The sequence below is a fragment of the Gilliamella sp. CG22 genome (assembly GCF_046635725.1).
GTDB lineage: Bacteria > Pseudomonadota > Gammaproteobacteria > Enterobacterales > Orbaceae > Gilliamella > Gilliamella apicola_I.
On record NZ_JBIDFK010000005.1, the window covers coordinates 140,909 to 153,586 of the forward strand.

Annotated in this window: 10 protein-coding genes; 8 read left to right on the forward strand and 2 right to left on the reverse strand. The window is 35.7% G+C overall.

Annotated features, from left to right (window positions below; all coding sequences use genetic code 11):
* Positions 1–33: 33 nt before the first annotated feature.
* A complete protein-coding gene (manA, locus tag ACGH46_RS06440; protein ID WP_411604841.1) occupies positions 34–1,221 on the reverse strand; it encodes a mannose-6-phosphate isomerase, class I in 1,188 nt (395 codons plus the stop codon).
* A 416-nt stretch (positions 1,222–1,637) separates the two neighbouring features.
* Here manA and prfA point away from each other — a divergent pair, with 416 nt between their 5' ends.
* From prfA to ACGH46_RS06465, 5 genes are all read left to right on the forward strand, one after another.
* Positions 1,638–2,723: a peptide chain release factor 1 gene (gene prfA / locus ACGH46_RS06445; RefSeq protein ID WP_411604843.1), complete on the forward strand. Its 1,086-nt coding sequence runs from the start codon at positions 1,638–1,640 to the stop codon at positions 2,721–2,723.
* Positions 2,720–3,556 carry a peptide chain release factor N(5)-glutamine methyltransferase gene (prmC, locus tag ACGH46_RS06450; protein WP_411604844.1) on the forward strand — a complete coding sequence of 279 codons (837 nt, stop codon included), beginning with the start codon at positions 2,720–2,722 and terminating at the stop codon, positions 3,554–3,556. The genes prfA and prmC overlap by 4 nt, the downstream gene beginning before the upstream one ends.
* Before the next feature lie 17 nt (positions 3,557–3,573).
* A complete protein-coding gene (kdsA, locus tag ACGH46_RS06455; RefSeq protein ID WP_324123836.1) occupies positions 3,574–4,428 on the forward strand; it encodes a 3-deoxy-8-phosphooctulonate synthase in 855 nt (284 codons plus the stop codon).
* 529 nt (positions 4,429–4,957) lie between these two features.
* The gene (locus ACGH46_RS06460) at positions 4,958–6,373 is read left to right on the forward strand and encodes an OprD family outer membrane porin (protein WP_267352543.1); all 1,416 of its coding nucleotides are present in this window, start codon (positions 4,958–4,960) and stop codon (positions 6,371–6,373) included.
* A gap of 11 nt (positions 6,374–6,384) precedes the next feature.
* Positions 6,385–9,066 (forward strand): beta-N-acetylhexosaminidase, encoded by a 2,682-nt coding sequence (locus ACGH46_RS06465; RefSeq protein ID WP_411604847.1) that lies wholly within the window; start codon positions 6,385–6,387, stop codon positions 9,064–9,066.
* A gap of 76 nt (positions 9,067–9,142) precedes the next feature.
* Here the strand turns inward: ACGH46_RS06465 and rraB are convergent, their stop codons facing one another.
* Complete coding sequence (gene rraB, locus ACGH46_RS06470) at positions 9,143–9,541, reverse strand: ribonuclease E inhibitor RraB (RefSeq protein WP_267352545.1); 399 nt, start codon at positions 9,539–9,541, stop codon at positions 9,143–9,145.
* Positions 9,542–9,611: 70 nt separating this feature from the next.
* Here rraB and rnm point away from each other — a divergent pair, with 70 nt between their 5' ends.
* From rnm to rluB, 3 genes are all read left to right on the forward strand, one after another.
* Positions 9,612–10,448 (forward strand): RNase RNM, encoded by an 837-nt coding sequence (gene rnm, locus ACGH46_RS06475; RefSeq protein ID WP_411604849.1) that lies wholly within the window; start codon positions 9,612–9,614, stop codon positions 10,446–10,448.
* 104 nt (positions 10,449–10,552) lie between these two features.
* Positions 10,553–11,176, forward strand: a complete 624-nt coding sequence (locus ACGH46_RS06480) for an L-threonylcarbamoyladenylate synthase (protein WP_267352547.1) — start codon at positions 10,553–10,555, stop codon at positions 11,174–11,176.
* A 266-nt stretch (positions 11,177–11,442) separates the two neighbouring features.
* Positions 11,443–12,327: a 23S rRNA pseudouridine(2605) synthase RluB gene (rluB, locus tag ACGH46_RS06485; protein ID WP_411604851.1), complete on the forward strand. Its 885-nt coding sequence runs from the start codon at positions 11,443–11,445 to the stop codon at positions 12,325–12,327.
* Positions 12,328–12,678: the final 351 nt, after the last annotated feature.

Below are 12,678 nucleotides of genomic sequence, written 5' to 3' on the forward strand. Positions count from 1 at the left end.
AAATTTATGCCGTCAATGATTGACGGCTTTTTTTTAATCACTCACTTTTGCAAAACATCCTTTCCCACTATAACTATAATATTTGGCATGATACGCAATAAACACTGATTCCCCTTTATTTAAAGTGAGTACTTCATGTTTTGTTGTTAATGTAATAGCGCCATTTGCACAAAATAGGATTTGAGGGCTGTTGACTTTTTCTTTTCTTAATTGAAGATCACTTTGAATGATTTCAAATTTAAAATCATTAACGGGAACAGGAAAATCAATTTTATTATGATTAATTAACGGATTAATTAGCAATTCACTAGCATCAATACTGCTAAAGTTCGTATTCGCTATTAATGCGTCAATATCAATAAACTTATGGGTTAAACCTGCTCTTAAAACATTATCTGAATTTGCCATCACTTCAAAACCGGTTCCCGATAAATAACAATGCGGTGTTTGGGCATGTAAAAACATCGCTTGAGATGGCTTGAGTTCAATCACATTTAAAATTAAAGGCATAAACAAACCAATATCGTTAGGATAATCTTTTACCAGTGTATGAATGGTTAAAAAAGGCTCTTGATTGAAACTTCTAGTACAGGCTAATAATTGATGAATAGCTTGTAATTTTTGGTCTGGTGAAAGATTCAACAAGAATTGAAAAAAGTGTTTCAGTTGTTTTGGATGATGATTATTTTGTAATTGTGCTAATTCATGGTTAAAAATAGGGATAGTTATTTGCGAAAAAAATGATAATATTTGCTCAATCGGTCGAAACGAATTCATGGCTTTAAATGGCGTGAGTGCATACAATAATTCTGGTTTATGATTGGGATCTTTAAAATTTCGGTTTGGTGAATGAAGATCGATACCTAATTTATTTTCTTTTTCAAAAGCTTTTTGAGCATCAGCTTTAGTCGGATGAACCTGAACTGAAAGGGGTTTATTTGCTGCGAGTACTTTGAATAAATAGGGAAGAGTACCGAAAAGTTGATAAGTATTTTTACCCAAAATCTGCAATGGGTTTTGATTGATAAGCGCATTAAGATTTATCTTTTCGCCATTTAAACCGATAATCTTTGAACAACCCAGAGGATGTATACCCATCCATATTTCAGCCATCGGCTTTTGGCTTGGGCTTTTAATACCAAATAAAGTCGTAATACTATCGATACTTCCCCAATCATAATCTTTAATACAATTTTCAAGTTTCCATATCGTTTGCTTCATATTATCAACCTGTAAAAGAGTGAATGTGATGCGAATATTGATATTTAAGCTTATTCCTTCTTAATAAACGTTATTTAACAGTAAAATCTGTGCCTTAAACCGATCATTTAACATATTTTTAGTTATCTTTTCCTGTATTCATAAAAAGTGTTGAATAAAGTAAAGACCTTTTAACAAAGTAATCAATCAACTGAATTATAGTAACGACTAAGCAAATTTTTGAAAAGATTAAAAAGTGATTTTTGTGAAATGAATAACACTTTTTGAATGTCTGTGTTTAAAATAAAATTCTGAGATATTTCACAGCATTATTAATAGTTGCAAGGATGAAAAAGTAGGGAAACTGTATTTTAAAGGCGATTAAGTATATAATGCCCCGCAAATTCATTTATTCACGATTAAAAATAGACTTTTATATGAAACCCTCAATTATCAGTAAGTTAGAAACTTTGCAAGAGCGCTACGAAGAGGTTCAAGCGTTATTGTCTGATGCCTCGGTGATTGCCGATCAAAATCGATTCCGTACTCTTTCTAAAGAATATGCGCAATTAACGGGTGTGGTGAAATGTTTTACAAGTTGGAAGCAGACTCAAGAAGATATTGAAACTGCTAAAATGATGCTTGCCGATCCTGAAATGAGTGAAATGGCTCAAGAAGAGTTAAATGAAGCGTTAAACCGTATCGAAGAGCAAGAAAAGCAGTTACAAGTTTTATTATTACCTAAAGATCCCAATGATGATTATAACTGCTTTGTTGAAGTTCGAGCTGGAACAGGTGGAGATGAAGCAGCAATATTCGCTGGCGATCTTGCAAGAATGTATACAAGATATGCAGAATCCCGTCATTGGCGAGTTGAAATTATGAGTGCCAATGAGGGTGAGCATGGTGGCTATAAAGAAGTCATTATGTTAGTCAGTGGCGACGGCGTTTATGGTAACTTAAAATTTGAATCGGGTGGTCATCGTGTGCAGCGTGTACCTGAAACAGAATCGCAAGGTCGTATTCATACATCTGCATGTACGGTTGCGGTGTTACCTGAAATTCCAGAAGCAGAAATGCCTGAAATTAATCCCGCTGACTTAAAAATTGACACTTATCGTTCGTCTGGGGCAGGGGGGCAGCACGTTAATACAACCGATTCAGCTATTCGTATTACGCATATTCCAACAGGAATTGTGGTTGAATGTCAGGATGAACGTTCTCAACATAAAAATAAAGCTAAAGCGATGTCGGTGTTAGCAGCACGAATCCAAGACGCTGAAACCCGAAAACGCCAACAAGAAGAGGCGTCGACCAGACGTAACCTTTTAGGTACTGGTGATCGTTCAGATCGTATTCGAACCTATAACTATCCACAAGGACGAGTAACAGATCATCGTATCAATTTGACGATTTATCGCTTAGATGAAGTTATGGAAGGCAAGTTAGAAATGTTGATTGAACCAATTGTACAAGAATATCAGGCAGACCAGCTTGCTGCATTATCGGAACAAGATGAATGACTTATTTAGAGTGGCTTAAATATGCATCTCAAACTTTAAGTGAAAGTGAAAGTCCCAAGCGTGATGCGGAAATACTATTAAGTTTTGTGACGCACAAAACACGAACATTTTTAATGGCGTTTAGTGAAACTTCATTATCAGACGATGAGTTAATGCGCCTCAATGCATATTTAGCTCGTCGGCAAGCGGGTGAACCGATTGCTTACATTACCGGTGAAAAAGAGTTTTGGTCTTTAAAATTTAATGTGTCGGACTGTACCTTGATTCCAAGACCAGATACCGAAAAATTAGTTGAGCTGGGATTAGAATACCTACCTAAAATTCCCTGTGAAGTTTTAGATCTTGGAACAGGTACAGGAGCCATAGCCATTGCTATGGCAACAGAACGCCGAGACTGTCTTTTTACTGCTGTTGAAAAAAATCGAGATGCGCTAATATTAGCTCAACAAAATGCGACACAAATCGGTGTAAATAATGTTTATTTTTTACAAGGTGATTGGTATAAACCACTCAAAACCCGTAAATTTTCGATGATAACATCCAACCCGCCTTATATTGAGCCAACAGATATTCATCTATCTCAAGGTGATGTTCGTTATGAGCCAAGAACAGCACTTGTGTCAGACGACGATGGACTTGCGGATATAAAGCTAATTGTCAAAGGGGCTACCAAACATCTGAATCAATATGGTTGGTTACTGATCGAGCATGGTTGGAAGCAAGGCTCTGCAGTACAAACGATTTTCAAACAACATGGATTTCAATTAGTTGAAACCTTCACAGACTATAGTGGCAATGATCGAGTGACGCTTGGTCGTTGGTTCAAACCTTAACTAGGAAACAATTTATGATGAAGCAAAAACAAGTAAAAGTCAGGGATATTACGGTCGCAAATGATCTTCCATTTGTGTTATTTGGTGGTATGAATGTGCTTGAATCACGTGATTTGGCAATGAAAATTTGTGAGCACTTTGTGACGGTCACGGATAAACTCAACATCCCTTATATTTTCAAAGCTTCGTTTGATAAAGCGAATCGTTCTTCTGTTCATTCCTATCGTGGCCCTGGTTTGGAAGAAGGCATGAAAATTTTTCAAGAATTAAAACAACAATTTGGCGTAAAAATCATTACTGATGTTCATACCGAACAACAGTGTCAACCCGTTGCCGATGTTGTTGACGTTATTCAATTACCGGCTTTTTTAGCCAGACAAACCGATCTCGTTGTGGCAATGGCGAAGACAGGTGCCGTCATTAACGTTAAAAAACCACAATTTGTTAGTCCCGGACAAATGGGCAATATAGTTGAAAAATTTGAGGAAGCAGGCAATGATCAAATCATTCTGTGTGATCGTGGTAGCTGCTTTGGTTATGATAATTTAGTGGTCGATATGCTTGGCTTTAATATCATGAAAAAAGCCAGCCATGGTTCACCGGTAATTTTTGATGTCACTCATGCCTTACAATGTCGTGATCCTATGGGAGCAGCATCAGGTGGACGTCGTGGACAAGTGACCGAACTTGCTCGTGCAGGCATGGCAGTGGGTATTGCAGGGCTATTTTTAGAATCACATCCTGATCCAAGCCATGCAAAATGTGATGGACCTTCAGCACTTCCATTAGCTAAACTTGAGCCATTTTTAAAACAGATGAAAGCTATTGATGAGCTAGTAAAAAGTTTTGATGAAATTAATACTGAAAATTAAAATTGATTGATGTGATTAAATCCCTATTAATAAATTAAATTTTATCAATAGGGTTTAATCTCAGTATTGGTAATACGAATTTTTTGATTTTTCTTTTTTCCCCTCCCTATATTTTCATTTCTGACAAGCAAATTTATTTAAACATAGGATTTATACATCTGAATGCGTTAAGCGATCGTCTGGGTTAATTCAAAACTCTATTAATCTTTTCTTATTTTTTAATATAAAAAAAGTTGTGATATTTATCGAAAAATTAGAAAAAAAAAGGGGTGTTTTGGTGATTCGGATCACGATTTAACAACATTTAATTTGATAACCAAAATATGTTTATGCATTATAAAAACACCTTATTCACAGGAGTTTTAGATTAATTTAGTAAATTTAACCAATTGTTTGTACAGAAGATTGACATTAATTTTGTCGTATTTTATTGATTTTAGGTAGAAAATGATTTTTTGATCCATAAAGATAAGTTGTTAACGGACTAATCTGATCGTTGATTTAAAAAAGTCATTTCAAGGAAGCAGATATGAATTTTTATAACCCCCTATTAACCACTCGTTCACTCAGTCGTATCACTAAGCTCATTTTGTCTTGCTCCATTTTAATCAGTGCGTTGCCTGCACAAGCAGAATATACCCATCCCTTTGTTGAGGATGCTTCATTAACCGGTAATGTCTTTTTTTGGAATCGTGATCGGGAAAGAAAGAATGTCACTCAACATAAATATGAGAAAAACCTAAGGCATACTTCTTTCAATACCAATCTGGATTTTAAAACAGGTTATATAGCCGATATGTTTGCTTTAGAATTGGGCGGCTATGGTGCTTGGGAAGTCAGTAATGGTGGTAATGGTCATCCTAATGAAATCGGTTTTAGTGGTGCCAATAATCGTTGGGACGAAAATTGGAAAAAAGATATTAGTGGTCTTAGTTTCTATAAAGCCCAAATGAACTTCAAACTTGATGAACTATTTTGGCTCAAAGCGGGGTATATTCAACCGTCAGGACAAACGTTGCTTGCTCCACACTGGAGTTTATTACCAGGCACTTATCGAGGCGTTGAATTTGGTACAAAGCTCGATTTTGACTCTGCGGGGGTGTTATCTATGTCCTATATGTGGGCAGATAAATATAAAGCACCTTGGTATAAACGACTTTATGAATTTAGACAATGGCAAAAAGGAAGAAAGATCGATTACTTACATTCTGCTGGTTTGAAGTATGATTTTAAAAATAATGTCGTGCTAGAAGGCGCATTTGGTCAATCCCATAACTATATGAATCAGTTTTTTGGTAAAGCGTCTTATCAATTAGATATTTTGGATAACCCGTTAACAATGAGTTATCAATTTTATGGTGCGAAAGATCAGTCTCATAAGGGGGCTAAAGTATATGATGGTTTAGCATGGTTACAAGCTGCGACGTTAGGTTATCAAATGGGGCCAGTAGGGTTACGTCTTGAAGGTGTAGCAGTTAAAGCAGAAGGTGAACAAGGATTCTTCTTACAACGAATGACGCCTGATTATGCTTCCTCAAATGGTCGTTTAGATGTCTGGTGGAATTCACGTTCAGATTTTAATGCCAATGGTGAAAAAGCATTATTTGCAGAAGTTACCTATGATTTAAGTCATCTATCACACTATTTATCTGGTTGGAGAACTGGCGCTTCGTATGCTTATGGCTGGGATGCTAAACCAAGTACTAATAAAGATTTTGACCAAAAAAGACGGTTGATTGAATCAGCTTATAACTTCGATTTAGGTTATACCGTACCACAAGGTTTTGCTAAAAACACCTCTTTCCAATTACATTATACCAAATATAATAACCACTCAAAAATACCAAGCTGGAGTGAAGGTTATGGCAATATTTTCCAAGATGAACGAGATATCAAATTTATTGTTACCGTTCCATTCACTATATTTAATGCAAAACAAAAATAGGTAAAAAAATAATGAAAAAGCTTAAAACTGCAATACTTGCAACCTCGATAGCCTCTTTATTAAGTGTAGGCGTTACACAATCAGCTTATGCAAATCAAAAGACAGTTGATGTAATGAGTGCTCAACTTAATGTTAAATATACTGTTAATGATAATCAGGCAAATGATCATGGTATCAATTGTGCTACTTTAGGTGCGGATTGGGCTGCATGTAATAAAGTGACTATTTCGTTAACAAATAAAGGTTCAGCAATTAATGATAAAGATTGGGCAATTTATTTTAGTAGTATTCGTATGATTTTGTCGGTTGACAATGATCAGTTTAAAATTACACACCTAACAGGTGATCTTCATAAAATTGAGCCGACGGATAAATTTGTTGGTTTTCCTGCTAAAGGCACTATCGAAATTCCTATGATTGGTGAATATTGGATCTTGAGCGAAAGTGATATTATGCCTCGTTGGTATGTGACATCGACCAATGCAACCCCTAAAATTATAGCAAATACCAATACAGATTCTGATAATTTATCGGCATTTGTGTCGCCAATTAATCAACACTGGAAAAGAACGGCTGATGATCATAATATTTTAATGACACCCGTCAATCGTTTTCAATATAATGCCGATATTGAAAACTTATCGGCAGAAACATTACGTGGGCAAATCTTGCCAACACCAAGTAAAATATCCATTGGAAATGAAGATATAACGCTCGATTCGCAAGGAGTAAATTTAGTTTTAAATGGATTAAATCAAGACAGTTTAGCTGTCATACAGACTGAATTTAAAGCATTAAATATCCCGATTACTCAACAAGGCTTTAAAATACAAGCAACAATCGAACCTCAACAATTTTCCCAAAAGCAAGCAGGGGCTTATCAATTAGTAATCAACAAAGACAAAGCAATCATTACAGCTTATGATGAGACTGGAATTTTTTACGCGATCCAATCCATTTTATCGACAATTTATGTCGATCATTCTCATACCATTCCAACACTTAATGTCATTGACTCGCCTCGATTTGAATATCGTGGTGTCATGCTTGATATTGGCCGTAATTTTAAATCTAAACAGGCCATTTTGCGTTTATTAGATCAAATGGCAAAATATAAAATGAATAAATTTCATTTTCATTTAAGTGATGATGAAGGTTGGCGAATTGAGATCCCAGGATTACCAGAACTCACCGAAATTGGTAGTAAACGTTGCCATGATCTTACTGAACAAACTTGTTTACTTCCTCAATTAGGATCTGGTCCTGATAGTAATACATCTGGCTCGGGATATTTAAGTCGTCAAGACTATATTGAAATTATTAAATACGCTAAAGCACGGTTTATTGAGGTCATCCCAGAGATTGATATGCCTGCTCATGCTAGAGCGGCGATTGTCTCTATGGAAGCACGTTATAACCGTTTAATGAAAGAAGGCAAAGAACAGAAAGCGAACGAATTCCGTTTAGTTGACCCAACGGATACTTCTAACACGACAACTGTTCAATTTTATAATCGATTAAGTTATTTAAACCCTTGTCTTGACTCGTCTAAACGGTTTGTAAATAAGATTATTGATGAAATAGCTAGCATGCACATCGAGGCAGGCCAACCTTTGACAACTTGGCATTTTGGTGGTGATGAAGCTAAAAATATCCATTTAGGATCTGGCTACCAAGATTTACAGCTTAAAGAAAAAGTTGCTTTTAAAGGTATTATCGATCAAAGCAATGAAGACCATCCATGGGCTAAATCACAAGCATGCCAAGCTTTTATATCTAAGGGTATTGTCAAACAAATTGAACATCTACCAAGTTATTTTGCTGAGCAGGTTAGTACTATCATTAAGGAACATGGTATTGACCATATGCAGGCTTGGCAAGACGGCATGAAACATGCCGACAGTGCTAAATCTTTTGCTGTTGATAAAGTCACGGTGAACTTTTGGGATACTCTTTATTGGGGTGGGGCTGACTCAGTCAATGAATGGGCAAATAAAGGCTATCAAGTCATTATTTCGAATCCGGATTATGTCTATTTAGATATGCCATACGAAGTCAATCCTAAAGAAAGCGGTTATTATTGGGCTACACGTTACAATGATGAACGTAAAATATTTACTTTTGCGCCTGATAACTTACCTCAAAATGCTGAAACGTCGTTAGACCGCGACGGCAATCCATTCACCGCTAAAGGTACACTTAATTGGTCGGGCGCTTACGGATTATCTGCGCAAATTTGGACAGAAGATATTCGTAGCGATAATAAAATGGAATATATGGCATTTCCTCGTTTGCTAGCGGTGGCAGAAAGAGCGTGGCACCAAGCCGATTGGGAACTTAGTTATCAAAAAGATCGTGAATTCATACAAGGGAAAACACAGTATGTGGATCAACAAAAATTACGGCAAGATTGGGTACGTTTTGCTAACTTAGTTGGTCAGCGAGAATTAGCGAAATTGGATTTAATGGGAATAGATTATCGATTACCTATCCCAGGGGCTAAAATTGAGAACAATCAGCTCAATGCTAATATTGTTTTTCCGGGATTAATTATAGAATATTCGACGGATAATGGTAAAAATTGGCATCGCTATACTGATCCCGTGACAATTAAAAAAGGTGATGTTGTATCAGTACGTAGTCTTTCAGTTGATCGAAAAAGAATAAGTCGTATTGAGCAAGTTAACGAGTAATCGAAACAGTTTACCATTTTTATCCAATCACCATTGGATAAGAATGGTAAATAATTAGTTCAATGTTTCTAGGCTATTAATGTAACGTTTCATTGTCAAAGACGCTATCATCTAAAATATCGTCACTTCCGTCTTCAAAATAAGTGCCCCAACCGTCATAATTCACATTAAATTGGTGCGCCAACGTCATAATTTGGGCAATTTGTGCATTGATTAAATCAGCACTGAGGGGGCTTTCAGCAATGATATCAAAACCAATAATAACGTTACCAGAATCATCGACATCTTCATCAGGATCTGTTGCTTCATAACCTAATTTATAGGCTTCTACTGCAACTTTTTCAAGTTTATCAAAGTTTTCTGAAGAAATATGATGTTCTATCAAATATAGCGCATGGGGATCACTCCCATCTTCTAAAAGTTCATCAATAATTGATTGAGTATCTTGTTGGGCAAGCAGAATTTGATCTTTCATAATATACCTTTTAGTGGTCACGCAAATTGTGTGGTATATTACACGTTTAAAAATAATTTTCGAGAAAAAAGTGATCGTAGATTTGCATTCTCATACTATAGCCTCTGATGGTGTTCTATCACCAAGCGAGCTGGTTAAACGTGCTGTCGATAACCAAATTGACATATTAGCGATAACGGATCACGATACCATAAAAGGAATTCCTGAAGCGCAAAAGTTGATCTTAACTGAAAATCTTCCGGTTAAACTGGTGAGTGGAGTTGAAATATCAACCGCTTGGAAAAATAATGAAATTCATATTGTTGGATTGAATATTGATATTGAAAATCAACAATTATTAACATTGCTTCAAGCTCAAGAACAAGGTCGGATTGATCGCGCAATGGCAATTAGCTATAAATTGGGCAAGTTACATATTGATGATGCTTATGAACAAGCAAAGACTTTTTCAAAGGGGGATATTGTGTCTCGTGCACACTTTGCTCGATTTCTTGTTGCTCAAGGTTTAGTCAAAGATGTGAAAACGGCATTTAAAAAATATCTTGGAAAAAGTGGATATGCTTATGTGCCAGCAAAATGGTGTAGTATTGAAGAGGCAATAACGGCGATTCATGTGGCAGGTGGATTTGCAGTATTAGCGCACCCGACCCGTTATGATTTAACTGGCACTAAATTGAAATTATTAATTAATGATTTCAAAACTTGGGGTGGTGATGCCATTGAAGTTTCGCAAAGCCGACAAACACAAGATGACTTACAGCGATTAGCTAAATTAGCCAACGAATTTGAACTGCTTGCTTCGCAAGGTTCGGATTTTCATGATCTGGTTAACTATTTAGATTTAGGAAAAACGCACCCTTTGCCAGGCAGTGTCACACCGATTTGGCATAATTGGAAACTAAATTAATATGGACTAAAATTGCTTTAAGTTAACATGCTATCAACCTTCATGATAGCCAATCTGACATTGTAAAAAGTGTTTTAAATTTAATATTAATATAGAAGAACATTATGAGCCAAACTTTTTATATTCATCCGGACAATCCTCAAAATCGATTATTAGAACAAGTTGTTAAAATCTTAAAAGAGGGTGGCGTTATCGCTTTTCCTACTGATTCCGGTTATTCATTAGGTTGCTTGCTTGATAATAAAAATGGTGTTGAGCGTATTTGTAAAATACGACAGCTTGATAAATATCATAATTTTACGTTGATGTGTCGAGATTTATCGGAATTATCTTCCTATGCAATGGTCGATAATATTACGTTTCGACTGTTAAAAAATAATACGCCCGGTAAATACGTTTTTATTTTACCTGCAAGTAAAGAAGTACCACGTCGCTTGATGAATGACAAGCGAAAAACCATAGGGTTGCGTATACCGGACAACAAAATTGATTTAGCGTTACTGGATCTATTAGGGCAACCATTGATGACCACAACGTTAATTTTACCAAATGAAGAGGAAGCGCAATCCGATCCGGATGAAATTGAGGATAGAATTGGACATCTACTTGATGCTGTTGTCCATGGTGGTTATATAGGTCAACAACCTACAACCGTTATTGATTTAACAAATGATTACCCTGATATTATTCGTCAAGGAAGTGGTGATATAAAACCTTTTGAATCGTGATCAAATATTTCAAGAGCTCACTATTAAAAGCATCTGGATTATTTAATCATGGTAGCTATTTATTATGTGTTTTTGAAATATTGAAGTTCAAATTATGGATAATCTAAAGATTTTGTTTGGTAAACACTATCCATTTTTAAGTTAGTCAAGCTGAGCACTATCGTATTAATTGTAATGCTAGTAAAGCAATATGAGTAAATCGTCGTTTTTCACAAAACGAACAAAGATATAGTTAATCTGATACCTGTGAAGGTAGCGAGGAAAATATGAAAAAAGTAAATGACAATACTGAAAAGTTGCAAAAAGTGTTAGCTAATTTAGGTAATGGCTCACGTCGTGAAATTGAGGCGATGATAGCCGCAGGAAAAATTAGCGTTGACGGAAAAATTGCAACATTAGGTGATAGGGTTGATGTAAATGCTAACCCTAAAATTCGAATTAATGGACACTTAGTTCAGCTAAGAAGTAAAGAAAAAACGGTTTGTCGTGTATTAGCCTATTACAAACCTGAAGGGGAAATCTGTTCGCGAAGCGATCCACAAGGGCGAGCAACGGTTTTTGCTCGATTACCGCGTTTAAAAAATGCCCGTTGGATTAATATTGGACGATTGGATATTAATACTTCCGGTTTACTCCTTTTTACCACAGATGGTGAATTGGCTAATCGATTAATGCATCCTCGTCATGAAATAGAACGTGAATATGCGGTACGTGTATTTGGAAATGTGACTGATCAGCAAGTTAATCAATTACGCAAAGGGGTGCAACTTGAAGATGGTCCAGCTTCTTTTAAATCTGTAAAAGCGCAAGGTGGTGATGGTTTAAATCAGTGGTTTAATGTCGTCATAACTGAAGGGCGTAACCGTGAAGTGCGACGAATGTGGGAAGCGATTGATGTACAAGTAAGCCGTTTGCTGCGTATTCGTTATGGCAATATAACCTTGCCTAAAGGTTTATCACGAGGAACTTGGATGGAGTTAAGTATTGATTCGGTTAATTATCTACGTGAAATTGTCGGATTAGCAAAAGAATCCAAATCATTCATTGACGCCAAAACGGATAAACGTAGTTTCAGACCAAAAAGAACTAAACTTAAAAACTTGTCAAAATCATCAAGACAAGCCACAGCCAAAAAACCAACACGAATCTAAAAACTAAATCACATCCTCAATAAAAAACATCAATTTATTGGGGATATGATGACATCTATCCAATTTTTCTTACATAGACAGTAAACCAATTATCATTAACTACATTGATTAAGTTGATAAACTTAATTTTAATTTATAAATTATTTGGTCACTCAATTGTGGTTTAGACCTTGTTATTGTTGTTGTAGATTTTCCAAATTTAGACTTAAATAACTTGAAATTAACAAATATAAATAAAGTAAAATCACTTCGAAAACATTAAGCGTCAAATGTTCATAATGTGGGTGTATTAAGCATATTTCATTAAGCTATATACAACTACCTATAAAAATAAACAATAAAAAATCTTTT

Excerpts from the sequence above, each read along its gene's own strand:
- rraB (WP_267352545.1), bottom strand. The coding sequence starts at position 9,541 with ATGAAAGATCAAATTCTGCTTGCCCAACAAGATACTCAATCAATTATT.
- prfA (WP_411604843.1), top strand. The coding sequence starts at position 1,638 with ATGAAACCCTCAATTATCAGTAAGTTAGAAACTTTGCAAGAGCGCTAC.
- ACGH46_RS06465 (WP_411604847.1), top strand. The coding sequence starts at position 6,385 with ATGAAAAAGCTTAAAACTGCAATACTTGCAACCTCGATAGCCTCTTTA.
- ACGH46_RS06480 (WP_267352547.1), top strand. The coding sequence starts at position 10,553 with ATGAGCCAAACTTTTTATATTCATCCGGACAATCCTCAAAATCGATTA.
- rluB (WP_411604851.1), top strand. The coding sequence starts at position 11,443 with ATGAAAAAAGTAAATGACAATACTGAAAAGTTGCAAAAAGTGTTAGCT.
- ACGH46_RS06460 (WP_267352543.1), top strand. The coding sequence starts at position 4,958 with ATGAATTTTTATAACCCCCTATTAACCACTCGTTCACTCAGTCGTATC.
- prmC (WP_411604844.1), top strand. The coding sequence starts at position 2,720 with ATGACTTATTTAGAGTGGCTTAAATATGCATCTCAAACTTTAAGTGAA.
- manA (WP_411604841.1), bottom strand. The coding sequence starts at position 1,221 with ATGAAGCAAACGATATGGAAACTTGAAAATTGTATTAAAGATTATGAT.
- kdsA (WP_324123836.1), top strand. The coding sequence starts at position 3,574 with ATGAAGCAAAAACAAGTAAAAGTCAGGGATATTACGGTCGCAAATGAT.